This is a genomic window from Parabacteroides sp. AF21-43 (assembly GCF_003635435.1).
GTDB classification, from domain to species: domain Bacteria; phylum Bacteroidota; class Bacteroidia; order Bacteroidales; family Tannerellaceae; genus Parabacteroides; species Parabacteroides distasonis.
Genome location: NZ_QTMG01000040.1, coordinates 1 through 24,350 on the forward strand (window position 1 = coordinate 1; position 24,350 = coordinate 24,350).

The following is a 24,350-nucleotide window of genomic DNA, read 5'->3' on the forward strand; positions in this document are numbered from 1 at the left end:
AAAGTGGTTATAAAAATCTTCCAGAATTATGAAAAATCACTGGAATCCGCAAACCTTCAAAATTACCTTTGTTTTTGGGATCGCACTTTTTTTATATCTTTACGGTTATAAGATAAATGAATGATTATGGATCAGTTCGTAGAACAATTAAGGCAGGTGTCTCCTTTATCAGATGAGATCGTGGGGCAGTTGTTGGAAGAAATGAAAGAGGTTTCTTTTGCTAAGGGAGAATTATCGATCCGGGAGGGAGAAAGAGATCCGTTTGTTTGGTTCGTGAAAACCGGATTGGTCCGGGCTTTCGTGGAGCGTGAGGGGAAAGATATCTCGTTATGGTTCGCCTCAGATAGCGAGGTGATCAATTTTGTTTATCGGGATATCTCCGCCTATAATGTTCAAATGGTGGAGAATACGACATTATTGAGAATACCGAAAACGAAATTGGATTACCTATGCCGGAGCTCCCTTGAGTTGGCCAATTGGGGATTGAAAATACAAGATTACTATCTTCGGGAATATGAGAACTATTTTATAAACGATAGCTGGATGGAAGCTCGTGAGCAATATGAGTCATTGCTGAAAACCCGTCCGGACTTGATCTTGAAACTACCCTTGAAACATATCGCCTCTTATTTACAGATAACCCCACAGTCATTGAGCCGTATCCGTGCTTCTGTAAAAAAATAGGGAAAAGTCATTATTTATCATAGGGTAATTTTTCTTGTTTTCAATAGCCATATCTTTGCGTCGTTAAAAACGTGAAGTGGATAATATGAAAATGAGTGGAGAAAAGGCGATCCATCGCCAAGAGTTGGAGCGTGGTTTACTAACCCAAAAGATTTCAAGACTATTTCTGAAATATACGATACCGGGAGTAGCCGGCCTATTATTCCTCGGGATTCAGTCGGTGATCGATGGTGTGATATTAGGGCGGTTTGTCGGGGCGAACGCTTTGGCCAGCGTGAATCTGATCTTACCTTGCTATAGTTTGATGACGGCTTTGTCTATCGTGATAGGAGTAGGGTGTCAGACCTTGATCGGTATAAACCTCGGACGTTCGGATCGGCAAGAGGCGAATAACGCTATAACTACTTCGTTCTTGTTTCTTGGAGGAATATCCGTTTTGATTAGCGGGTTGATTTATATATTCGCCGGAGATATCGCCCGTATGTTAGGTGCGAATGACGTATTGGTTACGGGAGCCGTGGACTATATTCGTTCCCTTGTCCCGTTTTTCCCTTTATTATCATTGATGTTCTTAGGAGATTATATGATTAAGGCGATGGGGCATCCGCTTTATGCCATGATCGTAATGGGAAGTACGGTGTTGATTAATATCGGTCTGGATCTTTTGTTTATCCCGGTAATGGGTTTAGGGATTAAGGGGGCGGGATTGGCTACAGGCTTGGCCTTTACCTTGGGAGCGCTGTTCAATATTCCCCGGATGTTCCAGCGAGGGCAAGTCGTAGCGGTACAAAGAGGACGTTTCCGTTGGCCTTTGGTCTGGAATGCGTTATACAATGGCTCTTCGGAAGGAATATCCGAGCTATCTGCCGGAATCACAATTTTTTTGTTCAATATAACGATGATGCGATATTTAGGAGAGCATGGAGTCGCCGCCTTTACGGCGATTAACTATATCTTGTTTATCGCCACCACGGTATTCTTAGGGATATCCGATGGAATTATACCGATTATCAGTTATAATTTCGGGGCGGGAAGATTGGACCGGATCGAGAAAGTGCTGAGATTAGCAGGGCGTGTTAATTTTATGATAGGTATAACGTTATTCGCCATCTTATTCTTTTTCGGGCAACAGATCACGTCCTTTTTCTTTAAGGGAGGAGAGGCTTTGGACGCTTTGGCGATCGCTAATTACGGCATAACGATTTATTGCTTCACCTTCTTGATGAGTGGGCTGAATATATTGGCCTCCAGTTATTTCACGGCTATCGGCAACGCTAAGCTGTCGGTTGTTATCTCTATGCTGCGTAGCTTGGTATTCGTAACCTTTGGTATTATCGTTTATCCTTCTTTATTCGGCATCCAAAGTATTTGGTATAATGTACCGGTGGCGGAGTTGTGTACGTTATTTATCTCCTTTATGTTGGTAAGGAGAGAACTTTTAAAAGAGGCCGTGCTGAAAAATTAATCAGCACAACCCTCTTAATTTCTTATTCGATATTCTTCCGTATCTTCGTCAGATACTCTTTCATCTTCTCGGAATCCTTATCCTTGATGATTTCTTGCAGGATATGCAATTCCTCTTGTATCCGCTCGATTTGGCGAGGGGTACGGGGGTTGAAAAGGATCTCGGTCAATAGAAAATCGTCCTCGGACAAAAGGCCGCGGGCGATTTTCATATGGCGTTTGAAAGTGGTACCCGGAGCATCCTGATGCTTCATCGTAGCGGCAAATACCATAGTGGAGGCGAAAGGGATACCTAGTGAGTAGGCTACCACTTTATCGTGCTCCTCGAACGTGTATTCGCAGATATGCAGGCGGAGGCTGGAATAAATATCCTTGAAGAAGATCTTGCCCAGATGATCGCCCTCGGAGATAATAATCGTATTCTCTTTCTCCAGTTGTCCCAGATTAGCGAATGTCGGTCCGAACATCGGGTGAGTGGAGACATACGGGAAACCGCATGTCTCATAAAACTCCTTTAAATAAGTCTTCACGGAAGCGATATCGGAAATAATGCAATACGGTTGCAAGTAAGGCATTACGGCCTTGAAAGCCTCTATCGTGTAACTTAACGTCACGCAGTTGATGACCAACTCGGGATTAAAATCCTTAACCTCTTCCGGGTTTTGTAGGCGAAGGGCGTTATAGATAAAACGCATACGTTTCGGATCTTTCTCCAATACGGCTACCTCATGATCAAAACTAAGCAGGTCGGTGAAGAAAGAACCCATCTTTCCTGCGCCTAAAATCAATATTTTCATCTTATAAATTATTGTTCGTTCATGATAATCATTTGCTGGCGCACGGATTCCTCATGGATCTCCTTCAAGATCTCCTTTACAAAGTCCGGGCTCAGGTCCATTTGTTCACCCATGCTGGAGCGTTTCTCTAAGATCTCGCTGTAGCGGGGAGACTGTAAGATCGGCATATTGTGCTCTTTCTTATAAACGCCGATCTCCTTGGAGATACGCATACGTTTAGCCAAAAGTTCCAATAATTGTTCGTCGATACCATCGATCTGGCGGCGAAGAGCGGTCAGGTTCTCGGTAGTCTGGTTTACGTCACGGATCACCAATAGGTTCAATACGTAATCCAATACATCCGGGGTGATTTGCTGGGAAGCGTCGCTCCATGCGCAATCCGGGTTACAATGAGACTCTACGATCAAGCCGTCGAAACTCAAGTCCATCGCTTGCTGGCAAAGTGGGGCTACCAACTCACGCTTACCACCAATGTGACTAGGATCACAGAAAATAGGCAGGTCCGGCATACGGCGGCGAAGCTCGATAGGAATATGCCACAACGGAAGGTTACGGTAGATCTTCTTGTCGTATGAGCTGAAACCTCTATGGATAGCACCCAAACGATGAATGCCCGCTCCGTACAAACGCTCGAACGCTCCGATCCACAACTCCAAATCCGGGTTAACCGGGTTCTTGATCAATACAGGTACATCAACCCCTTTTAACGCGTCGGCGATCTCTTGGACAGCGAATGGGTTTACCGTCGTACGTGCTCCGATCCAAAGGATATCGATACCGGCTTTCAATGCCTCGAATACATGATCTTTAGTCGCTACCTCGGTAGATACCAGCATGCCGGTCTCTTTTTTCACTTTCTTCAACCAAGCCAATCCCTCGGCTCCGATGCCCTCGAATCCACCCGGTTTCGTACGAGGCTTCCAAATACCCGCACGGAATATCTTAACGCCTCTGGAGGCTAATCCTTGGGCTGTTTCTAACACTTGCTCTTCTGTCTCGGCGCTACAAGGGCCTGCGATTACGATAGGACGTTGTGTATCAACTCCCGGTAATGCTAACGGTTCAATCTTCATTTCCATCTTTGTGATCTATATTTTAATTTTCAATTTTCAGTTATAAATTCTCAATTCTCTTCAAGGCTTCTTCTAAAGTCTCGTTCTTGCAGCAAAGGGATATACGGATATAACGCTCGCCACGACTACCGAAGATAAATCCCGGCGTAAGGAATACGTTTGCCTCGTATAGCACCTTGTTGGCGATTGCCTCGCCGCTCTCGGCGGAGTCGGGGATACGTCCCCAAAGGAACATACCTACTTGGTTCTCGTCGTACTCGCATCCCAAGGTACGCATGATTTGTCCGGCAAGGTCCCGGCGGCTACGGTAGACACGATTCATGTTATCGTACCATTCTTTCTTTGCGCTCAGGGCTTCTACCGCCGCATATTGCATCGGCTTGAACTGCCCGGAGTCGATATTGCTTTTTACCTTCAGTATCCATTGGACGAATTGGGCGTTGGAAGCCAGCATCGCCATACGCCAACCCGGCATATTATGAGCCTTACTCATGGAGTTCATCTCGATGCAGATCTCTTTGGCTCCCGGTATGCTTAAGATACTTAGCGGATGCTCGTTCAAGATGAAGCTATAGGGGTTATCATTACATATAATAATACCGTGCTTCCGGCCGAAGGCCACCAGTTTCTCGTATAGCTCTACGCTAGCGTTCGCCCCTGTGGGCATATTCGGGTAATTGGTCCACATCAGCTTTACGTTGGAGAGATCCATTTTCTCCAGTTCCTCGAAATCCGGTTGCCATCCCAGTTCCTCTTTCAGCTCGTAAGGGATCAAACGGGCCTCTACCAGTTTGCTGACGGAACTATATGTCGGATATCCCGGGTTCGGAACCAGTACGCCATCCCCCGGATTCAAGAATGCCAGCGAGATATGCAAGATACCTTCTTTGGAGCCGATGAGCGGCTGGATCTCTGTTTTCGGGTCCAAGTCTACGTCGTACCACGTCTTGTACCAGTCGGCGAATCCCTTACGCAGTTCCGGTATGCCTACGTACGGCTGATAACCGTGCTCGTTCGCTTTGCGGGCATGTTCACACAACGTCTCGATGGTCTGTTCCGAAGGTGGAAGGTCGGGGCTGCCTACGCCAAGGTTAATGACGTTCTTGCCTGCGGCGTTCATCTCGGCTACTTCCTTCAGTTTCTTGGAGAAGTAGTATTCCTGTACGCTACCTACACGGTTAGCGGGTGTAATGTTACACACTTTGTCTTCCTTCTGCATATTCGCCTAATATTTTTAAGTCTTTTGTTAACGGTCTGATAGCGTCCAACGCTTGTTTGTAACGGGTAAAATCCGTGAAAGTAAGGTCGATGTAGAACAAGTATTCCCATTCACGCCCGATAATAGGCAAGGACTGTATTTTAGAAAGATTCATGTCGTAAAAAGAGAGAACGGAGAGGACTTTGGAAAGGCTGCCGGAAGTGTGGGGAAGAGCGAATACGAGAGAGGATTTGTTTTTATCGGTTCCTCGAAGCATCTCATCCGCCGTCCAGCGGTCCGCTATAGCAAGGAAGCGGGTGAAATTCCGTTTGTTAGTCTCGATCCCCTCGGCAAGGACTTCCATCTTGTAGATCTGGGCAGCCAGTTTCCCGCATATCGCCGCATGTCCTTTCAGTTGGTTCTCCGAGATCCACCGGGCACTCATGGCGGTATCCTCTTTCTCTACCACCTTGGCGTTGGGCAAGGTATCCAAGTAATCGGTACATTGCATCAACGCTATCGGATGGGAGTTGACCTCTGTTACCTCGTGTATCGAGGTTCCCGGAAGCGCTACCAAGGAATGGGAGATACGTAGCTTATACTCGCCGGTGACGCTCAGCCCGCTTTCACGGATCAGCTCATGGTTTTGAAGGAGGCTTCCCGCTATCGTATTCTCGATGGCCATCATGCCCAGTACGGACGGGTCTTTCTTGATCGTCGTGATAACATCCCGAAACGTATTGCAAGGGATGATTTCTATTTCTTCACCTTCATGATAATTACGGGCGGCGATGTCGTGATACGAACCGGCTATTCCCTGTATTGCTACTTTCTTTTTCATCTTGTTTCTCTATTTTTACTCTAAACTGTTACAAACAAAAAAAGTCCCACCGAAACCGGCAGGACTTTATATTTTATTGATATTTATATTCAATCATCAACGCTTTACATACAAACTCCTGCCTTTACTCTGCTAAAGTAAAAGTAATAAAAGTAATATGTAAAGCTAAATCGATTCATTGTCTGTTTGTTTTTAAATACGCAGCAAAAGTAACGCTTTTTTGGAAACTACAAGCAAAAAGTGATATTTTTTTTCTGTTACATTTAATTTTTATCTTAACTGTTTCTGAACTTCTGTGGAGATACGCCTACGTACCGTTTAAAGTACTTACCGAAAAAGGATACATTCGGGAAGTTCAAGGAGTAAGATATCTCTTGGATAGTCAAGTCCGTAGCCATCAATTGCGATTTTGCGTCCATGATTATCATATCGGCTATGATATCGGATACGGAACGTCCTGTCTTTTGCTTGATGATCATGCAGAGGTGCTGGGGAGAAATACTTAGTTGGCTGGCATAAAAAGCCGTTTGCCGCTTTGAGGTATAATTCTTCATCACCAGTTGGATGAATTTCTTGTGGATCTCGTCGCTACGGCTCGTTATCTTGTTAGGCCATGATTTCCCTTGATATAAATCGCTGATCCCATGGATCATGGTAAGCAGGATATGTTTCACCATCTCCCTGTTTATGGATTTCTCTTTCGCTTGTACCCGCTCTAGCAAATGGAAATAATCGTTAATGAAGTCCGCCCGGTCCTCACTCAGTGATATGATCGGATTCTCGTAGATAGTAGGTAAGGCGCTCATCGTAGACTTTATCATGTTCACGCAGTCCATGAACTCGGATGAGAATCCTATAAAGGAAAGGCGGAAACTCTCTTTCTGCTCACAGAACTGAATAATGCTTCCCGGCATCAAGGTGATGAAATCATTCGGTTTCAACGTGTACTCTGTCAAGTTGATGGATGCCCTTAAATTTCCTTCAACGCATAAAGCGAAAATACCTGCTTTTAACCGGCAAGTCTGCTTGTAAAAGTTTAAGATTGCCTCGGTAATGTCGTTTCCTACGACATAATCCCGGGGCAAATCTAATTGTGGTAAGTTTGCGTTCATCCGTTATTTTATTAATGATCGAACACAAAAGTAGTAAAAGTGCTGTTGATTCACTTCTTAATTTAAAAATAGACCAATTAATCCTTGAATCAGACTTATTCCGCTTGTGCTTCCTTATTCCGTTTATGCAAGCTTTTCAGTTCGAAGGATAGCATGACACGGAATATACCTATTATTAATAAGGCGTAAGCGATCATGTAAACCAACGTGAAGGCCCCTAGGGCGGGTTGCCAGATAACACCGATGGAGCAAAGGATAGCCAAGATACCGAAGACCATGTACCAACCCCAGTTCCGTGTACCGTATCGTTTCAGGTCCATCGAGTAACCGGTAGCCGAGAAGCCTCTGAACATAAGCCAGAATGCCAAGACAAACGGAAGCACCTCCATGCTAAGTCCCGGGCTTGCCATCAAGAATATACCTAAGATCAAGTCGATAATACCTCCGGCCAAATACCATCCCCAACTGCTGATACCCTTTTTGTTCGCCAAGGCGAAAGCGATCTCGAACAAGCCGCTTACGAACATAGAGACGCTGAATAAGATACTAAGCGCTACGTAGCTCGCCAATGGCGCGAACATTAAATAAATAGCGACGATGATGTAAAGCAGTCCGACCAATAGTGACAACCACCAATTCTTGACCGCATAATCCATTTTATCAATAAATGTTTTCATATTGGATAATATTTGTATTGTAATTACCCAATTAACAAAGGGAAGGAAGAAAAAGTTCTGGGTATTTGTGGCTAGGATATCCTTAAAAACTTTGTCCTTTGGAAATTAATTCTTTTCTTTGACGTTTCAAATCAATATAGGTATATAAGTACGAGGATTATGATGAAAAATTTGATAGCGATAACTTGTTTTGTCGTGGCGTTGGTGTCTTGTAATAAGGTGGAACATAAGCTGGAAGGAAAATGGCAATTGAAAACCGTAGAGGCGAATGGGGTGGTCCAGACGGTGGATACGGTTTGGTATAACTTCCAGACCTCTTTGTTCGAGTACCAATTATATGACCCGGCAAAGGACGTATATCGTACGAATTTCGGTTATAAGACGTTGGAGGGAGATACGAGACTGGATCTGGAGTTGGTCAACTATGGAGGTACACCTTTGGAACAATTCATGCGTTATACGGATTGGACCTCACCTAAACAAACTTTCACGATCGAGCAGTCATCTGTGACGAATCTGGTAATGAGCTGCGAAGGAAGAACGTATACGTTTAAGAAATTCTAAGATATCATGTGCTGTTTGATCTCAGTCCCTCATAAGGAGTACTCCAGTACTCCCTAAGAAGTACTGCGATACTCTTTGCGAAGTACTGGAGTACTTCTTACGAAGTACTCTCCGCAGTGTTAGATCATGCGATCAAATCCGCTTCTATAGCTTGCGCCACCTTGATTAAATCGGCGGGGGCTATCTGTATCTGCAAGCCTCGTTGTCCGGCGCTTACATAGATCTTATCGAAGCCGGATGCCGTAGGATGGATATACGTAGGGAAATGCTTTTTCATGCCGATAGGCGAGCATCCTCCCCGGATATAACCGGTAAGCGGTAACAACTCTTTCACGGGGATCATCTCGCATTTCTTGTTCCCGGATACCTTGGCCGCCTTTTTCAAGTCCACCTCGTCCGCTCCGGGGATCACGCATACGAAATAACCGCTCTTATCGCCATGCAAGATCAAGGTCTTGAATACTTGGGCGATATCTTCCCCTAGCTGCTCCGCTACATGCGTAGCGCTCAGATCATTCTCGTCTACTTCATAAGGCACGAGCTGGTAGGCGATCTTAGCCTTGTCCAGCAGGCGTGCCACGTTTGTCTTATTAATCTTCTCTTTCATCGTTTAGATCCCTTTCATGGATAATTGAACACGTTTTCTGGATAGGTCTACGCTTAGAACCTTCACCTTGACATGCTGATGGATGGAGACCACTTGGGTAGGATCGCTTACGAAACGATCCGCCAGCTCGGAGATATGGACAAGCCCGTTTTCCTTGATTCCTACATCGACGAAACAACCGAAGTTGGTGATGTTGGTCACGATACCGGGCAATACTTGCCCTTCTTTCAAATCCTCGATCGTTTTCACCGTAGGATCGAACGCAAATACTTGGATCGTTTGGCGGGGATCACGGCCCGGTTTATCCAGTTCCTCCATGATATCAAGCAAGGTAGGCATCCCGACCTTATCCGTAAGGTAGTCCGTTAGTTTTAGTTTCTTTTTAAGCGCTTTGTCGGTGATCAGGTCGGCTACCGAGCATTTTAGGTCCTTGGCCATCCGTTCGACGATCGGGTAGCTCTCGGGGTGTACGGCCGAGTTGTCCAACGGGTTCTTTCCGTCGGGTATCCGTAGGAATCCAGCGCTTTGCTCGAAAGCCTTCTCTCCCATACGGGGGACTTTCATCAGTTCTTTCCGGGAAGTGAAGGGTCCGTGCTCCGCCCGGTAATTCACGATGTTTTGCGCTAGCGTAGGGCCTAATCCCGAGATGTAAGTCAACAAATGCTTGCTCGCCGTATTCACGTTTACACCCACCAGATTCACGCAACTCTCCACGGTTTGATCCAGACTCTTTTTCAAGGCGTTTTGCTCTACGTCATGCTGGTATTGGCCGACACCGATACTCTTCGGGTCGATCTTGACCAACTCGGCCAAAGGGTCCATCAGCCGGCGACCGATGCTGACAGCTCCGCGTACCGTGACGTCGTATTCGGGAAACTCCTCCCTAGCGATCTTGGACGCGGAGTAGATAGAGGCTCCGTTCTCGCTGACTACGAACACTTGTACCTTGCGGTCGTATCGTATATTCGTGATGAACTGCTCAGTCTCACGACTGGCGGTACCATTACCGATGGCAATGGCATCTATGGCGTAAGTGGCTACTAACTGGGCGACCTTAGCGGCGGCTTTGCCCTTCTCGTTCTGGGGCGGATGCGGGAAGATCGCTTCGTTATGCAGTAAATTCCCCTGCGCATCCAGACAGACCAACTTACATCCGGTACGGTAGCCGGGGTCTACGCCTAATACCCGTTTTTGTCCCAAGGGAGGAGCGAGCAGCAATTGCCGGAGGTTCTCGGCAAATACCCGGATCGCCTCCTCATCGGCTTTCGCCTTGCTCTGGTTGGAGAACTCCGTCTCGATAGAGGGTTTCAGCAGGCGTTTGAAAGAATCGTCGACAGCTGTAGCCACTTGCTCGGAAACCTCTCCACGACCTTTTACGAAACGCCGGTTCAAGCGATCCAGACAAGATTCCGCGTCGGGAGAGATACTTACACGAAGGATACCTTCCGCCTCTCCCCGTCGGAGAGCCAATAAGCGATGGGAACTGGCCCGGTTTAAAGACTCGCTGAAATCAAAGTAATCCCGGTATTTAGCGCCTTCCTCTTCTTTCCCCTTGATCACTTTGGATGTGATCATGGCGGTATGAGCGAAAGAGTTACGTACGGTATTACGTGCCGATTCGTTCTCGTTAATCCATTCGGCGATAATGTCCCGTGCCCCTTGCAAGGCTTCTTCGGCGTTTTTCACTTCCCCCTTGATAAAACTCTTGATGCGTGCGGATAGGTTATTCTCGTTTTGCATCATAACGATCTTAGCCAAGGGCTCCAGTCCTTTTCGGCGTGCGATCTCCGCCTTGGTGACCCGTTTCGGTTTGTAAGGGAGATATAAATCCTCGATCTCGGTGCTATCCCAAGATTCCTCGATGCGTTTCCGGAGCTCGGGAGTAAGTTTCTCTTGCTCTTCTATCGTGGCGAGGATCGTTTCCTTTCGTTTGCTCAGTTCCGTCAGTTTATCCAGTTGATCTTTGATGGCACCGATTTGCACCTCGTCTAATCCTCCGGTCACCTCTTTCCGGTAACGACTTATAAAAGGTATGGTAGCGCCTTCGTTCAAGAGCCCGATTGTCCGTTCCACTTGTCCTTCCGGAATTTGTAGAAAACGGGCTATAAGCGTGTGAAATACGTTTGTCATATCTAGTTTTCTTAGAATTGGAGTACAAATATACGGTTTTGCTTATATTTTCGGTCGGGATACTCACTTCTTGGGCTTATTATTTGTATCTTTCATTAATTTTCAAGAATTTTACGGCCGGAATATTCAAGCCTTTGATTAAAAAAATCAACATGGAAGTTAATACTACGGAGAACAAAACTTTGGAACAGGATTATAGGGATTTAGCAGGATTGTTATCTAATATCGTGGACTCGTTGCCCATCTACTTTTTCGTGAAGGATACGGGTGATAATTTCAGGTACGTGTACTCCAGCCCTTTGATGAACCAACTTTACGGACGATATCATAATGATGTGGTCGGGAAAACAGATTTTGACCTATTTCTAGATCCGGTCGTCGCCCAATCTTTCAGGGATATGGACGAGGAGGTGGTGAAAACGGGTAAGATGCAGCGTTTCGTGGAGCAAATGATCGATCCGAAAGGTATCTTGCGTACTATGGATACGATGAAACTGCTAGCGCCCCGTGAGGATAAGCCTCCTTATTTAGTAGGGATTTCATGGGATATTACAAAGCAAAGGCAGGTCGAGGAGGAGTTGCATAGCTATAATAAGCGCTTGGCGCTCGCTTGTCAAGCGGGTAAGATCTACCCGTGGCTTTGGGATCTGGTAAACGGTACGGCGGAGCTTTCCTTGGAAGAAAACGGCCAGATCAAGCATGTGCAGATCACCCACGCTAGTTTTACGGAGAAGATCCATCCGGATTACCGGAAGGTCTATGAGAATATTACAACCGCTTTCATGCGGGGCGAGATCGATTCCATGCGATTCAGTTTCCCTTGTCGTTATTTCTCGGATGAGTATGTATGGCTGGAGAAGATCGGTGAGGTCTATGAGGCCGATCCGGACGGCAAACCGATCCGCTCGATCGGAATCCTTCGGGATATGACCGTCGATAAACGGCACGAGGCGGATGTACAGGCCAAGCGTTTGGCGGAAGAGAGCGACCGGATGAAGTCCGCTTTTATCGCTAACATGAGCCATGAGATACGTACCCCTTTAAATGCCATCGTCGGCTTTTCTACCTTATTGGCGGAGAGTGACGATGAGGAGGAAAAAAAGGAATATCTGAGGATCATAGAGAGTAGCAATGAGTTTTTGTTGCAGTTGATCGGTGATATCTTGGATATCTCGAAGATCGAGTCCGGAAAGATGGAGTTTATTTATACGACCCTGCGTTTGAGTGAGATATTCGCTCCCCAGCAGCAAGCTTTCGCCTTGAGAGTGGCCCCGGGTGTAAAGGTTATCTTTGAGTCGGACGGTAATGACTATTGTATTGTGTCGGAGAAGACCCGTTTGACTCAGGTTTTGACCAATTTCCTTTCCAACGCCGTGAAGTTCACCAGCTCGGGTTCTATACGGTTTGGTTATCGTTTGACCGATGATGGTATCTATGTCTACGTAACGGATACGGGTATGGGAATCAGTAAGGAGTCTCAAGCGAGCATATTCAATCGTTTCGTGAAATTGAACAGCTTTAAGCAAGGAACAGGATTAGGGCTTTCTATCTGCAAGACGATTATTGAGAAGTTGAAAGGTAAAATCGGGGTTGAGTCGGAGGAGGGAAAGGGCTCTACATTCTGGTTTACGATACCTTGCCAACCGATGAAAGTGAAATAAGACATTCAAGTTTGGTTGGAATTTATAGGTAAATCACCTCATCCGCCAACAACCGAATCTCATCCGGATTATGTGACGTGAAAAGAATGATCCGTTCTTCTTTCATTTGCTTTTCTCGTATTCGTTCTATAATACGATGGCTTAAGGCTTCATCCAAGCCTTTGAACGGCTCGTCCATCAAAAGGAGAGGAGAAGGGTATGCCAATGCCCTCGCTATAGCGATACGTTGTTGCTGTCCGTAACTAAGCTCTTTAGGATATCGGTTCCCGAAGGGCTCCATTTCCATTTCCTGTAAGTGTTTTTGGGCAATTCGCCGGGCTTTTTCCTCCGTGAGAAAAGAGGAGAGGGGGAGGATGATATTTTCTTCTGCGGTTAGATGGGGCAGGAGTTGCGGTTGTTGGAATATGGTGGCGATTCCAAAGTGTCTTGTGGGATGTATCTCTCCTTCCGTAGGCAATAAGATACCTCCGATTAGGTTTAATAACGTTGTTTTTCCTTTGCCTGAAGGTGCGCTAATTCCATAAATAATCCCTTTTTGAAAGGAATGGGAAAAGTGCTGTATGCCATATTGGTAACTTATATCTTTCGTGTCTAAAACTGATAATGTAGGGGTGGGGATGGTCTGATCCTCATTCGCGAAAGATATTTTAGGGGTGATATCAGCGACTTTGCTAATTCCTTTGTCAAAAAAGAAACTGATGAATACCGCCACGATTGTCCAAGCGAGCAGCTCAGGGACAGAGATAAAGTTTTGCGCCCTTTTCATCTCGCTTCCGATTCCGAATGCGCATTGCGACAGGACTTCTCCCATAATGATCGCACGCCAGCCGAATCCGGCGGCGGAGGCAAGCCCGCTATATAAGAATGGCTTTAGCTGCGGATAGATGATCTGGAATAAGACATTGGAATGTTTGATATGGAACTGACGTGCCATAATGGATAAACCCGGACGTAGATCGAGGATTCCCCGTGTCAGATTCTCTGTTAGTAGCGGGAACATGGTGAGAAAGGCGATCATCAAAGGGATACTTTCCGGATTTAGGAATATAAGCGCCAAAAGTATGAAGGATATGACCGGGATCGAGCGCATGATGGCAAGCAGAGGTCTGAATAATTCATACACCCACTCAAAACGGGCGAATAACCCGGCCATCCCTATCGCACAAACGAATGAGATCGACATGCCTAAGACTCCCCGGAGTATAGTAGCTCCGACCGACTGATAGAAACTACCGGAGACGAGCCATTCGCAAAGTGTCCGTACGAGCCGGGGAAGTGAAGGTATCAGCTCCGGTTGGTTGGCTATAACGGCGAATAGTTGCCATCCCGCCAAGAGGATAGCGGTAGCGACTATCGTAGTGATTGTTTTTCGCAATCTCATTGTTTTTCGGGGATAAATCCGGCATCGGGAAGCCTCCCGCCGACGGCCTTGGGTTCATACTGTTCGATGAGACGTAGGAAACCCATGACGGCGTCTTTCGCCTCGATAGCTGATAAATAATGGATTTTACACCGCTCGATACTCTTAGGAGTTAAGGCCCCTTGGGCGAAGATTCCATGTTCTTCCAAAGAATGGATGGTCTCTTTCGGATATCGTACGGCTTTTTGGCAGGAGGTTCGTAAGGCATCCTCAAAAGCGATACGATATTTCTCCATCGTCGGGGTGTATACGACCGCTGTTTGGGCGAATCCGAGGGTATCGTTGTCTGTAAAATGATTCAAGTCCGCAGTTATTCGTAAGCTGCTGTCTTTCCGTAAAGCGATGCTTAGAAACGGTTCCCCGAGCACGGCACGATTTACTTTTCCGGCTAAGATGCCTTGGGTGATTTCCCCGGCGGTATTGAAGGCGTAATTCAAAGGATAATCTAATCGTTGGCGGCCGAGATAGTACCGGGTAAGGATATCGGGAGTCGTACCGTTGCCGAATACATACAATGCCGGTTCTTTCAAGGGAGTTTTCTCAACGAGGTAAAGGGTTCCCCAGATCGGGCACCCCGCTAGTTTGATCTTGATCCCTTTATTGTACAAGTTCGCCGCATTGATCATGGGGAGTACGGCTATGTCGGTCTCCTGCTTGATCAGTAAGGCTTGCGCCAGATCAGGCGAGTCTACCACTTTTACTTCTACTTTTTTGTTATCTATAATTGGAGGATTCTCAAGCCAATCGGCGAATGCGATAACGGATGGACCACGAAGTACCGAAACCTTGATTACGGTATCTTCCGTTTGTGCGTGCCGGCAACCGGAGCAACAAAGTATGAATAGTAGAAAAATGTATTTAATCATATCTAGACCTCTATAAAACAATTAAGGATTGCCTCCCGGCAACCCCTAACCAACTTTGTTAACCTTAAATCTAATACTATTATGAAAAAACCACAGTGCAAATGTACTGTTTTCTATATATCTGTCAATAGAATAAATGCTAATTAGTGTTTTGAGGTTCATAAGAAAAGCTAAAAAGCCTTCTTTTGAGTCGCTAGGCTAACCAAAACAATCGTTATCGCCGATAATGGCAAAGCAAATAAGATCGGATCTATCGCATGCCACGGATATACATCGATCAAGACGTCTTGTCCGAATAAAGCCTTGCAAAGTCCTACCGGAGCCGCTTCCGCCTTATGAAGGAACAACATGGCGAATAAACTGGCCAAGCCTCCTACCCATAAGCTGGCCAAGACCCCTTGCCGGGTAGCCCCTTTCCAATATAGCGAGCAGAAATAGGTAGGTAGGAATGTAGCCGCGCAAATACCCATGAACAAGGCGGTGCCTCGTGCGATAATACTCGCACTTAGCGTATAGCAGATAACGTAGCTGACCAAGATAGAGCATAGCACGCCGATACGTACACCTAATGTAGAGTTCGGATTTTTGCTACGTCCTAGTTTGGGGAATGCGTCTGCCCCGAAAGCCGCTCCCATGGTATGAAATTGTGCGCTAAGGGTAGACATACTGGCAGAGAGAATACAAAGCATGAAAACCGCCCCGAACCACTCCGGCATCGCTTTATTGATAAATAGGGGGATGATCTTGTCCATATCTTTTACCGCCTCGGAGGCGACTACACCTTCCGTCTTGAGGAAAAACAAATTAGACAAGGCTCCCACGTGATAAATCGCCCCTACCGTGACAATCAAGAATACGCAGCCGATCAATACGCCCCTGTTGAGTTGCTTGGTACTTTCCACCATCATGAAGCGTACGACTAGTTGTGGCTGCGCTAAGCAACCGATTCCTACGCCAAGGATCAATGAGGTAACCAATGTATACCATTGTGGAGAGCCTGAGATGGGCATAGCTGTCCATCCTTGATGTCCCAAGGCCTTGAAGCGTTCGGGCACCATGGGGGCGATATCCGTCAACTTCTGGTTTGCCTCGATAAAGCCCATGTCCATGATATGATAAAACCAAAATAGCAGGAATAGCATACAAGCGAACATGATAACCGCTTGCAACGCATCCGTATAAAGTACTCCCTTGATTCCGCCCGTAATCACGTAGGCCGCTACGATCAAGGTGAAGATCAACAAGGCCAGATGAAGGTCGATGTGAAACATCTGTTCGATGAAGACGGCTCCTCCCTTCATCACCACGGCGGCGTAGAGGGGCATGCCGATGAAAATGATCGAGGCGATAAAGATCTGTATAGACCGGGACTTATAGTGTAATCCCAATAATTGCGGGAAAGTCCGTGCGTTATGTGCCTCGCCTAACTTCCGGGTCCTTCGTCCGAAAAAGATAAAGGCTACCACTACGCCCATGAACATGTTCAATAAGCAAAGCCATTGAATACCCATGCCGAACGTAGCGGCTACGCCACCGAAACCAACGATCGCCGATGCCGAGATAAAGGTCGCCCCGTAAGACAGAGCCATGATAATGGGGTTTACTTTTCGTCCGCCTAATAAATAATCACTGGCGTTTTTCGTCTGCCTGTATCCGAGATACCCTAACCAAGCGATTACAAACATGTAAATGATGACAATAATGCCTAATGTTAGCGTACTCATTTTCGTGATTCTTTAGTAGGGTTTGTTTTTTCGTCGTCTTCTTTATTCCAAGTGGTTATCCCGAACCAAATAGAAAATAGGAGGCAGGCGAACGCTAGAAGGTAAGCCAGCCAAATACCGGGGTCGCTGATTCCGAACATATATCCGTGCCTATTAAAGTTTTATTAGATCACTTTCACAGATATACTCGAGATTCTGACGGCGGATTACCTCACGGGCGCTTTCCCGGTTGTTCGTACGCAAGATCAAGATCGCTTTTTCCCGGATGGAGAAACAATACATATATTCTATGCTGATGCCCGCTTTCGTGAAATAAGATAATGTATTGGCAAAACTTCCGGCGCATGAGCTGGTTACGATCGCTAATACGTCGGTCAGGTTTGCGCTGACGTTGTTTTCTTTTAATATCTTGTATGCCTTCTGGGGATCGCTTACGATGATACGAAGGATTCCATACTCGGAGGTGTCGGCTACGGTGGCCGCGATGATGCGGATGCGCTCTTCTGCCAATAACGCTAATATCTCGCTTAATTTCCCGTACTTGTTTTCTAGGAAAATAGAAATTTGATTGACTGTCATAAGGTGTTATTTTAATTGTTTATTTAACAAAGCTTGCGATGATCTTTCACTCGTACCGCCTTACCATCTGTGGTTGGCAAAGATCCCTTGGCTACCAGCTTGATACGCGGCGTAAGTAATAATTCGTCCTTCAACTGACGGGTGATACCTTTCGTCAAGCGCTGTAAGGCTGAATAATCATCGGTGAATAGGTCGCTCAACTCTACCTCGATCAACATCTCGTCGCTGTTGCCGATCGTTTCGAGGGTGATCAAGTAATTGCTGCCCAATTCCTTGAATTGCATCAATATCTTTTCGATTTGGATGGGGAACAGGTTCACGCCCTTCAAGATTATCATATCGTCGCTACGTCCTTTGAAACGGGCAAGGCGTTTATGGGTACGTCCGCAAGGGCAATCACCCGGTAAGATGCAAGTAAGGTCACGGGTACGATAACGGAGTAAAGGCATCGCCTCCCGGTTGATGGTGGTTAATACCAATTCTCCGACCTCTCCCTCGGGCACCGGTTGCAAGGTAACCGGGTCTACGATCTCTACGATCACGTTGTCTTCCCAGATATGCAAGCCGTTCTGCTCCGTACATTCGAAGGCTACACCCGGCCCGTTCATCTCCGACATACCGAAACAGTTGTAAGCCTTGACACCCAGAAGCTGCTCGATGCGTTTACGTTGTTCTTCCGAGTGTGGCTCGGCACCGATACATACGGTGTGTAGTTTGGTATCCTTTCTGGGGTCTATTCCCTCCTCATACATAACCTCGGCCAAACGGGTGGCGTAGCTCGGTATGATATGTAAGCAGGTCGTGCCGAAATCGGTGATGAACTTAATCTGTCGTTTGGTATTACCGGCCGCCGCAGGCACTGTCAACGCACCTAGTTTTTCTGCTCCATACTGGAAACCGAGGCCACCGGTAAACATGCCGTAGCCGGATGTATTCTGAAATACGTCCGTATCCCTTAGCCCTACCATATACATGCAGCGGGCTACTTGGTTAGCCCATTGGTCCAAATCCTTGGCGGAATGTAAGACAACGGTGGGATTACCTGTCGTTCCACTGGAAGAGTGGATACGTACGCATTTCTGTAACGGGATGGCTGCCAATCCGAACGGATAGTTATTTCTAAGATCATCTTTCGTTGTAAACGGAAGTTTTTGTAAATCTTCCAAGGACTGAAAACTGTCCGGGGTAATTCCTTTCTCTTTGAATATCTTATGGTAAAAAGGGGAGTTGCCCGCTAGTTCTATGGTTTGTTTCAGTCGTTCCAGTTGGAATTTTACCAGATCTTTACGATCCATGGTTTCTATTTCTTTCTGCCAATACATCATCGTTTTTTCAATTAGAGTGTGTTTAATTCATGAAATTAGATTGCAAATGTATCTTTTATTTTGGATAATGCCATGCTTTTGTGTCAAAATATTAGTAATGACCTTTTGAAAATAAGAATTATTAGGCGGTAAGCCGTTGTAAATAAAAAAATAATAGTTATTTTTGTCCATTACGCAATTTAACTTTATGTATGGGCCATGGGAAAATATGACCACCTTTCCAAAGAAGAGTTGATTCAAAGGATTGAGAGACTGGAAGCCGATCTGGAAAAAGCCACTTTGACACCATCCGCGAGCGATAACGAACTTGAGATGCGCCAAAGCCAGCATACGATCAACTTCTTAAATATCTTGATGGATACGATCTTGTCGAACGTATTTGTGGAGATCACGGTGAAAGATATTTTCAACGGTTTCCGGTATATCTATTTTAATAAGGCGGCGGAGGAATTTACGGGGGTCAAGGCGGAAGATATCTTAGGGAAGACGGATTTCGAGCTTTTCCCTGATTCCCGGCGGGCGCATGAGATCCGAACGGAAGATTACCATACGATCAAGACGGGACGTATGGTAAAGGAAATGGTCGAGTATGAGAAACCGAATGGAGAGGTGAGAATCGTAAATATCGTACGTTTACTGATCACGAATCCGGACCCGGGAGCCTCGCCTCTGTTATTGATCATGCTGAATGATATCACGGAGCAACGTCAAGACCAGTTGGCGCTGATGAAAGTACAAGAGGCGGATAAGATGAAAAACGCTTTTATCGCTAATATGAGCCATGAGATCCGGACCCCGCTGAATGCTATCGTTGGCTTTGCCCATCTCGTGACGGAAACGACTAATGCCAGTGAGCAAAGGGAATACTTCTCGATTATAAATAAGAATTGCGATTTATTGTTGAAACTGATTAACGATATCCTGGATTTGTCGAAGATCGAGTCCGGTCGGTTAAACTATAACGTGTCGGAAGTTGAGTTGAGGGATATTTGCCAAGAGGCCTATGTGGTACAATCCTTGAAGATGACTTCCGATGTGGCATTATTATATAACTCGGTCGCCATGCCTTCTGTTCGTCTGTGGATCGATCCGCACCGGGTAGAACAGGTCTTGTTAAATCTCTTGTCTAATGCCATTAAGTTTACTTCCAAAGGTTTTATCTCGCTTTTTTATGAGGTGGAAGATATGTTCGTACGTGTCTCTGTCATGGATACCGGAATCGGGATATCAGAGGAAAAGCTGGAGTCTGTTTTCGAGCGTTTCGTGAAATTGGATGATTTTTATCAAGGGGCTGGTTTGGGACTACCTATCTGCAAGATGATTGTAGAGCAGTTGGGTGGTGAGATCGGTGTGCGATCTGAGCTTGGCAAAGGTTCCACTTTCTGGTTCACCTTACCATTGGTTGTTACGGATAAGGCTGTTGTGGAGAAGGATGATCCTTCTGTTTTAAGTGAATGTCAACTATATTAAATAAAAAAGAAATGAAAAATGCGGTTGTCTTTTTAGCGACAGGCTTTGAGGAAATAGAGGCCTTGGGTACGATTGATGTCTTGAGGCGTGGTGGTGTACGGGTTATGATGGTATCTATTACGGGTGACCGATTGGTGATAGGAGCTCATGATATTCCGGTAATGGCTGATTACCTGTTCGAGGAGGCGGATTTCAGTTGTGTCGATGCCTTGATTTTGCCGGGTGGAATACCCGGAAGCAACCATTTAAATGCGCATGCCCATTTGAAAGAATTAGTCAAGGAGAAAACGGAGGAAGGCGTATTAATCGGTGCTATCTGTGCCGGACCGATGGTTTTAGGTGGTCTTGGATTGCTAAAAGGGAAAAGGGCTACCTGTTTTCCTTTCTTCGAACCAACAATGGTAGGCGCTACCCCTACGGATAATGGAGTAGAGCAGGATGGAAATATCATCACAAGCAAGGGGCCGGGTTTTATGTTTGAGTTCGGCTTGACGATCTTGAGGAATCTGAAAGATGAGGAAATCGCTTTGGAAGTGGCGGATGCCTTATTATATGACGCTTTGTTGCATGGGACAAAGCATTAATGTGCTTGAAATTAAAATCCCTTGAGAGAATGTCTCTAAGACATTCTCTCAAGGGATTTTTGTTGTAAAGAGTTTTCCCTTTCCTAAATTATTTCTGGAAAGATTTTTTCATACGTGCGATATCTGTCAAATAGTCTTGCAGATCTTGCTCGTGTTCTTCTTCCTCAGCTAAGATATGCTTAGCGATATCACAAGTCGTGAAGTCGATGCCGTCCGTGAATTTAGCGATTTCTTGATAACGCAAGATGGCGCAACGCTCGGAGGCGACATTCTGGTTCAGAAGGCTTACTACGTCAAAGTCTGTCGGTGAATCATATTTGCATCGGGCTAATTCAAACCATTGTTTCGGATCAAGTACCGGAACTCCTTCCAATTCGATGATCCGGTCTGCCAATAATTGGGCGTGATGCCTTTCTTCCTCGGCATGTTCCTCGAATTCACCTTGTACGTCGGAACGCATGGCTCCTTCAACGACCAAGGCTCCTACCCAATATTGATAGTATGCTAGCCATTCTTCCGCTAATGCGGCGTTTAGTTGAGATAATAAATTGTCGACATCCAATTTCCCTCTTAAAATTTTGACGCTTTCTTTTGCCATAGCTGTATTAATTTAGAATTAAACGTATTGTTCGTTTTTTATAGTTCTAACAAGCTTACTAGGGCATTGTTTATTGTTTGTCAAAATTTTAACGTTATGCTGCGATTGTTACAATTTAGGTAATTCCCAAGGTGCCCGGTAATAGGCTTTCGACAAGGCGGTAGCCTCGTTATCGCCGACAAACAAATTGTTTTTATCATCCCAATGAACTTCCCGTTGAACCCGGCAGGAGATATTCGCCAGATGAGCCATCTTCGCTACACGGGCACCGATAGCGACATCGGCGTTCGGAAGCTCGCGGCTTTTAATGCAACTCAACATGTTTCCCACATGATTATAAAGTCCTTTGCCTTCTCCTTTCTTGAAAGGAACGGCTTCCATGCGGGCTACGTTCTCGGATACGACCGGTATGACCTCCCAACCGGCCCTGTCGAGTACCATCGTACCATTCTCCCCATAGAACGCTAATCCTTCCTTACGGTTATAGAGTCCGTGATTGATTCCGCAGGCGTGATCCCAGATGATATTAAAATCATCGTAGGCATAAGTCGCCATTAAAGTATCGGGTGTCTCCATAGCGTCGTCCGGATAGGCGAACTTGCCGCCGCCTGAGAATACACGGGTGGGAAGACCCGCATTCATTCCCTCAAGGGCATAATCCAGTAAATGTACGCCCCAGTCCGACATCAAGCCTCCGGCATAGTCCCAGAAAAAACGGAAATTATAATGAAAGCGGTAAGGATTGAACGGACGTTTAGGAGCCGGGCCTAGCCACATATCGTAATCCACACCGGCGGGAGCGTCGCAATCCGGTTTAACCGGAAGTGTCGGCTTGCCGTCTTGGTAAGCCCAGACCTTGACCGTACGGATCCGTCCGATATTTCCGGCTTTCAAGAAATTAGCCGCCTCGTCCCAATGCGGGTCGCTACGTTGCCATTGGCCTACCTGTACGATCCGGTTATATTTACGGGCGGCTTTTTCCATTAGGTTACATTCCTCGATCGTATTGGAGAGCGGCTTCTCTACATATACGTCTTTTCCCGCTTGGCAAGCCCAGACCGTCGGAAGGCAATGCCAATGGTCCGGCGTACCGATAATGACTACATCTACGTCTTTATTATCGATTACTCGTCGCCAGTCCTTATATAAATGAGGTACTTTTTTTCCTGTTTTCTTCTCAACGTCGGCAGCCCGTTTGTTTAACCATTCGTCATCGACATCGCAAAGAGCCACGCATTCCGTCTCTGGATAATCAAGAAAAGTATTCAAATCCCCGTATCCCATGCTACGGCATCCGATGAGGGCTACCTTTACTTTGTTGCTAGGGGCGGTTTGTCCGTATATGGAGGAATACGATTTACCGATAAGCGGCGATAAAGTAAGTCCGGACATGATAAGTCCGGTTTTTTGCATAAAAGTACGTCTGTTCATGATATTAGTTTTTAATACTGTTATAAATATATTCCATATCCACGTGCTCCCTTACGAGGGCGGCGAGTTTGTCATACTGCTCTTCCTTAAAAGCAGCATAATCGAAAGGGCCTGTAGTCGTTTCCGTGTCAAAGCCCTCAGCTAAGTTGTCCAATACGGCCGGATTATCAAGGATACCATGCATATAACTTCCCCAGCATCGGTTGTTGAGGTAATATCCGTCCGTTCGTCCGTCTTCCAGTCGGGCTACGGGCTGTTCGGGGGCGTCACCCAATAGGGTGGTTCGTCCCATATGTATTTCGTATCCTTTACAATCCTTATTCTCCGAGGAGGGGAGGAAAGCAAAGTCGCTTTGTCTCGTGATCTTCTCCTGCTCGATGACCGTGCATTGAGGCAGAAGACCGAGACCGGGAATCGCCGGGATATTTCCCTCGATACTTTCCGGATCTTCCAAGCGGACTCCCATCATTTGATAGCCACCGCAAATACCGATCACCTTTTTACCCGCTTTATGCGCCCGGATAATCGCCATCGCTATCCCATTGGCCCGCAGGCTTTGTAAGTCCGATAACGTATTCTTTGAGCCGGGGAGCAGGATGATGTCGGCTTTCTCTATCTCATCGATATTGTTGGTATAATAAGGATTGAAACGGGGGTCCATCTCCAATACATCAAAATCCGTGAAATTAGACATTCGTTTCAGCAGGATGATAGCTACATTGATTTTCCCGTCTTTATAAGTGTTATTTTTCATATCCAACGCTACGGAATCCTCTTCCTCTATCTTGATATCCCGAAACCATGGAATTACGCCTACCACGGGAATCCCGGTCAATTCCTTTAACAGGCTCCGTCCTTCCTCGAATAAAGAAGCGTCTCCACGGAATTTATTGATGATAACCCCTTTCATTAACGCTCGTTCCTCCGGTCGTAATAAAGCGATCGTTCCATATACAGAGCCGAATACGCCCCCCCGGTCTATATCTGCGATCAGATAGGTGGAGGCGCCGGCTTTCATCGCCATACGCATATTGGTGATATCCCGGTCTCGCAGGTTTAGTTCGGAGATGCTTCCGGCTCCTTCCAATACGATCGGGTTATAGCGAGCTTCCAGACGGTTGAAGGCTTCGATAGCTTCCTTAAATAGCTCCTCCTTCTGGTTTTGTATCCCGAAATAATCCTTGGCGGACATATTGCCGACTGGCTTTCCGTTTAATACGACTTGTGAGCTTTTATCATTTGTCGGCTTTAGTAATATCGGGTTCATATCCGTATGCGGGGAAATACCGCAGGCCTCCGCTTGTACGACTTGCGCCCGGCCCATCTCGCCGCCTTCCGGGGTAGAGTAGGAATTGAGGGACATATTTTGTGCCTTGAACGGTGCCGGTTGATAACCATCTTGCTTGAAAATACGGCAAAACGCCGCATTGATAACGCTTTTACCCGCATCAGAGCAGGTTCCGACAAACATAATCGGTCGTAGGTGTTGCTTCATCTGTATAGATTTTATTTACACAGTGTACAAAGGTAGTATTTTTGGCCTTT

23 protein-coding genes are annotated in these 24,350 nt (G+C 46.2%); 6 read left to right on the forward strand and 17 right to left on the reverse strand.

Annotated elements, in window-relative coordinates; genetic code table 11:
• The first annotated feature begins 120 nt into the window (after positions 1-120).
• Positions 121-684 carry a Crp/Fnr family transcriptional regulator gene (locus DWX84_RS19885; RefSeq protein WP_010182830.1) on the forward strand — a complete coding sequence of 188 codons (564 nt, stop codon included), beginning with the start codon at positions 121-123 and terminating at the stop codon, positions 682-684.
• A gap of 85 nt (positions 685-769) precedes the next feature.
• Entirely contained in the window at positions 770-2,149 is a 1,380-nt protein-coding gene (locus DWX84_RS19890; protein ID WP_122377601.1) for an MATE family efflux transporter, read from the forward strand.
• A 22-nt stretch (positions 2,150-2,171) separates the two neighbouring features.
• Here the strand turns inward: DWX84_RS19890 and DWX84_RS19895 are convergent, their stop codons facing one another.
• From DWX84_RS19895 to DWX84_RS19920, 6 genes are all read right to left on the reverse strand, one after another.
• Entirely contained in the window at positions 2,172-2,945 is a 774-nt protein-coding gene (locus tag DWX84_RS19895) for a prephenate dehydrogenase/arogenate dehydrogenase family protein (RefSeq protein ID WP_121962741.1), read from the reverse strand.
• A gap of 8 nt (positions 2,946-2,953) precedes the next feature.
• Complete coding sequence (locus tag DWX84_RS19900) at positions 2,954-4,024, reverse strand: bifunctional 3-deoxy-7-phosphoheptulonate synthase/chorismate mutase type II (protein WP_005868246.1); 1,071 nt, start codon at positions 4,022-4,024, stop codon at positions 2,954-2,956.
• A 34-nt stretch (positions 4,025-4,058) separates the two neighbouring features.
• Entirely contained in the window at positions 4,059-5,237 is a 1,179-nt protein-coding gene (locus tag DWX84_RS19905) for a pyridoxal phosphate-dependent aminotransferase (protein WP_036630789.1), read from the reverse strand.
• Positions 5,212-6,057 carry a prephenate dehydratase gene (locus tag DWX84_RS19910; RefSeq protein ID WP_122377602.1) on the reverse strand — a complete coding sequence of 282 codons (846 nt, stop codon included), beginning with the start codon at positions 6,055-6,057 and terminating at the stop codon, positions 5,212-5,214. Before DWX84_RS19910 ends, DWX84_RS19905 begins: the two co-directional genes overlap by 26 nt.
• Before the next feature lie 275 nt (positions 6,058-6,332).
• Positions 6,333-7,169, reverse strand: coding sequence for an AraC family transcriptional regulator (locus DWX84_RS19915; protein WP_122377603.1), 837 nt, complete (start codon positions 7,167-7,169; stop codon positions 6,333-6,335).
• 95 nt (positions 7,170-7,264) lie between these two features.
• Positions 7,265-7,846, reverse strand: a complete 582-nt coding sequence (locus tag DWX84_RS19920; RefSeq protein WP_005856375.1) for an HdeD family acid-resistance protein — start codon at positions 7,844-7,846, stop codon at positions 7,265-7,267.
• A gap of 159 nt (positions 7,847-8,005) precedes the next feature.
• On the opposite strand from DWX84_RS19920, the gene DWX84_RS19925 reads away from it, so the two are divergent.
• Complete coding sequence (locus DWX84_RS19925) at positions 8,006-8,410, forward strand: lipocalin-like domain-containing protein (RefSeq protein ID WP_008771908.1); 405 nt, start codon at positions 8,006-8,008, stop codon at positions 8,408-8,410.
• 124 nt (positions 8,411-8,534) lie between these two features.
• On the opposite strand, the gene ybaK is transcribed toward DWX84_RS19925, so the two are convergent.
• Entirely contained in the window at positions 8,535-9,017 is a 483-nt protein-coding gene (gene ybaK / locus DWX84_RS19930; protein WP_005856380.1) for a Cys-tRNA(Pro) deacylase, read from the reverse strand.
• A 3-nt stretch (positions 9,018-9,020) separates the two neighbouring features.
• Complete coding sequence (locus tag DWX84_RS19935) at positions 9,021-11,147, reverse strand: Tex family protein (protein WP_005868256.1); 2,127 nt, start codon at positions 11,145-11,147, stop codon at positions 9,021-9,023.
• A gap of 152 nt (positions 11,148-11,299) precedes the next feature.
• On the opposite strand from DWX84_RS19935, the gene DWX84_RS19940 reads away from it, so the two are divergent.
• Complete coding sequence (locus tag DWX84_RS19940) at positions 11,300-12,808, forward strand: ATP-binding protein (protein ID WP_022192859.1); 1,509 nt, start codon at positions 11,300-11,302, stop codon at positions 12,806-12,808.
• Positions 12,809-12,830: 22 nt separating this feature from the next.
• Here the strand turns inward: DWX84_RS19940 and DWX84_RS19945 are convergent, their stop codons facing one another.
• From DWX84_RS19945 to DWX84_RS19965, 6 genes are all read right to left on the reverse strand, one after another.
• Positions 12,831-14,189: an ATP-binding cassette domain-containing protein gene (locus DWX84_RS19945; RefSeq protein WP_121956608.1), complete on the reverse strand. Its 1,359-nt coding sequence runs from the start codon at positions 14,187-14,189 to the stop codon at positions 12,831-12,833.
• Complete coding sequence (locus tag DWX84_RS19950) at positions 14,186-15,094, reverse strand: ABC transporter substrate-binding protein (protein ID WP_121956607.1); 909 nt, start codon at positions 15,092-15,094, stop codon at positions 14,186-14,188. The genes DWX84_RS19945 and DWX84_RS19950 overlap by 4 nt, the downstream gene beginning before the upstream one ends.
• Before the next feature lie 170 nt (positions 15,095-15,264).
• The gene (locus DWX84_RS19955) at positions 15,265-16,818 is read right to left on the reverse strand and encodes a sodium:solute symporter (RefSeq protein ID WP_121961265.1); all 1,554 of its coding nucleotides are present in this window, start codon (positions 16,816-16,818) and stop codon (positions 15,265-15,267) included.
• Positions 16,815-16,958 carry a symporter small accessory protein gene (locus DWX84_RS22260; RefSeq protein WP_005856393.1) on the reverse strand — a complete coding sequence of 48 codons (144 nt, stop codon included), beginning with the start codon at positions 16,956-16,958 and terminating at the stop codon, positions 16,815-16,817. Before DWX84_RS22260 ends, DWX84_RS19955 begins: the two co-directional genes overlap by 4 nt.
• A gap of 13 nt (positions 16,959-16,971) precedes the next feature.
• On the reverse strand, positions 16,972-17,397 hold the full coding sequence (locus DWX84_RS19960) for a hypothetical protein (protein WP_005856397.1): 426 nt from the start codon (positions 17,395-17,397) through the stop codon (positions 16,972-16,974).
• Between the two features lie 23 nt (positions 17,398-17,420).
• On the reverse strand, positions 17,421-18,722 hold the full coding sequence (locus DWX84_RS19965) for a phenylacetate--CoA ligase family protein (RefSeq protein WP_005856399.1): 1,302 nt from the start codon (positions 18,720-18,722) through the stop codon (positions 17,421-17,423).
• 198 nt (positions 18,723-18,920) lie between these two features.
• On the opposite strand from DWX84_RS19965, the gene DWX84_RS19970 reads away from it, so the two are divergent.
• A complete protein-coding gene (locus DWX84_RS19970) occupies positions 18,921-20,192 on the forward strand; it encodes an ATP-binding protein (RefSeq protein ID WP_008771914.1) in 1,272 nt (423 codons plus the stop codon).
• An 11-nt stretch (positions 20,193-20,203) separates the two neighbouring features.
• Complete coding sequence (locus tag DWX84_RS19975; RefSeq protein ID WP_005868262.1) at positions 20,204-20,776, forward strand: DJ-1 family glyoxalase III; 573 nt, start codon at positions 20,204-20,206, stop codon at positions 20,774-20,776.
• Between the two features lie 88 nt (positions 20,777-20,864).
• On the opposite strand, the gene DWX84_RS19980 is transcribed toward DWX84_RS19975, so the two are convergent.
• The 3 genes from DWX84_RS19980 to DWX84_RS19990 form a co-directional block, all read right to left on the reverse strand.
• Positions 20,865-21,374 carry a ferritin-like domain-containing protein gene (locus DWX84_RS19980; RefSeq protein ID WP_005856408.1) on the reverse strand — a complete coding sequence of 170 codons (510 nt, stop codon included), beginning with the start codon at positions 21,372-21,374 and terminating at the stop codon, positions 20,865-20,867.
• Positions 21,375-21,482: 108 nt separating this feature from the next.
• Positions 21,483-22,805, reverse strand: a complete 1,323-nt coding sequence (locus DWX84_RS19985; protein WP_121961266.1) for a Gfo/Idh/MocA family protein — start codon at positions 22,803-22,805, stop codon at positions 21,483-21,485.
• A 4-nt stretch (positions 22,806-22,809) separates the two neighbouring features.
• Positions 22,810-24,300, reverse strand: coding sequence for a cobyric acid synthase (locus tag DWX84_RS19990; RefSeq protein ID WP_008771917.1), 1,491 nt, complete (start codon positions 24,298-24,300; stop codon positions 22,810-22,812).
• Positions 24,301-24,350: the final 50 nt, after the last annotated feature.

Coding starts and splice junctions, on each gene's coding strand:
- DWX84_RS19895 (WP_121962741.1), bottom strand. CDS start 2,945: ATGAAAATATTGATTTTAGGCGCAGGAAAGATGGGTTCTTTCTTCACC.
- DWX84_RS19900 (WP_005868246.1), bottom strand. CDS start 4,024: ATGGAAATGAAGATTGAACCGTTAGCATTACCGGGAGTTGATACACAA.
- DWX84_RS19920 (WP_005856375.1), bottom strand. CDS start 7,846: ATGAAAACATTTATTGATAAAATGGATTATGCGGTCAAGAATTGGTGG.
- DWX84_RS19905 (WP_036630789.1), bottom strand. CDS start 5,237: ATGCAGAAGGAAGACAAAGTGTGTAACATTACACCCGCTAACCGTGTA.
- DWX84_RS19975 (WP_005868262.1), top strand. CDS start 20,204: ATGAAAAATGCGGTTGTCTTTTTAGCGACAGGCTTTGAGGAAATAGAG.
- DWX84_RS19970 (WP_008771914.1), top strand. CDS start 18,921: ATGGGAAAATATGACCACCTTTCCAAAGAAGAGTTGATTCAAAGGATT.
- DWX84_RS19890 (WP_122377601.1), top strand. CDS start 770: ATGAAAATGAGTGGAGAAAAGGCGATCCATCGCCAAGAGTTGGAGCGT.
- DWX84_RS19885 (WP_010182830.1), top strand. CDS start 121: ATGATTATGGATCAGTTCGTAGAACAATTAAGGCAGGTGTCTCCTTTA.
- DWX84_RS19925 (WP_008771908.1), top strand. CDS start 8,006: ATGATGAAAAATTTGATAGCGATAACTTGTTTTGTCGTGGCGTTGGTG.
- DWX84_RS19965 (WP_005856399.1), bottom strand. CDS start 18,722: ATGATGTATTGGCAGAAAGAAATAGAAACCATGGATCGTAAAGATCTG.
- DWX84_RS19910 (WP_122377602.1), bottom strand. CDS start 6,057: ATGAAAAAGAAAGTAGCAATACAGGGAATAGCCGGTTCGTATCACGAC.
- DWX84_RS19915 (WP_122377603.1), bottom strand. CDS start 7,169: ATGAACGCAAACTTACCACAATTAGATTTGCCCCGGGATTATGTCGTA.
- DWX84_RS19935 (WP_005868256.1), bottom strand. CDS start 11,147: ATGACAAACGTATTTCACACGCTTATAGCCCGTTTTCTACAAATTCCG.
- DWX84_RS19980 (WP_005856408.1), bottom strand. CDS start 21,374: ATGGCAAAAGAAAGCGTCAAAATTTTAAGAGGGAAATTGGATGTCGAC.
- DWX84_RS19940 (WP_022192859.1), top strand. CDS start 11,300: ATGGAAGTTAATACTACGGAGAACAAAACTTTGGAACAGGATTATAGG.
- DWX84_RS22260 (WP_005856393.1), bottom strand. CDS start 16,958: ATGTTCGGAATCAGCGACCCCGGTATTTGGCTGGCTTACCTTCTAGCG.
- DWX84_RS19990 (WP_008771917.1), bottom strand. CDS start 24,300: ATGAAGCAACACCTACGACCGATTATGTTTGTCGGAACCTGCTCTGAT.
- DWX84_RS19985 (WP_121961266.1), bottom strand. CDS start 22,805: ATGAACAGACGTACTTTTATGCAAAAAACCGGACTTATCATGTCCGGA.
- DWX84_RS19960 (WP_005856397.1), bottom strand. CDS start 17,397: ATGACAGTCAATCAAATTTCTATTTTCCTAGAAAACAAGTACGGGAAA.
- ybaK (WP_005856380.1), bottom strand. CDS start 9,017: ATGAAAGAGAAGATTAATAAGACAAACGTGGCACGCCTGCTGGACAAG.
- DWX84_RS19955 (WP_121961265.1), bottom strand. CDS start 16,818: ATGAGTACGCTAACATTAGGCATTATTGTCATCATTTACATGTTTGTA.
- DWX84_RS19950 (WP_121956607.1), bottom strand. CDS start 15,094: ATGATTAAATACATTTTTCTACTATTCATACTTTGTTGCTCCGGTTGC.
- DWX84_RS19945 (WP_121956608.1), bottom strand. CDS start 14,189: ATGAGATTGCGAAAAACAATCACTACGATAGTCGCTACCGCTATCCTC.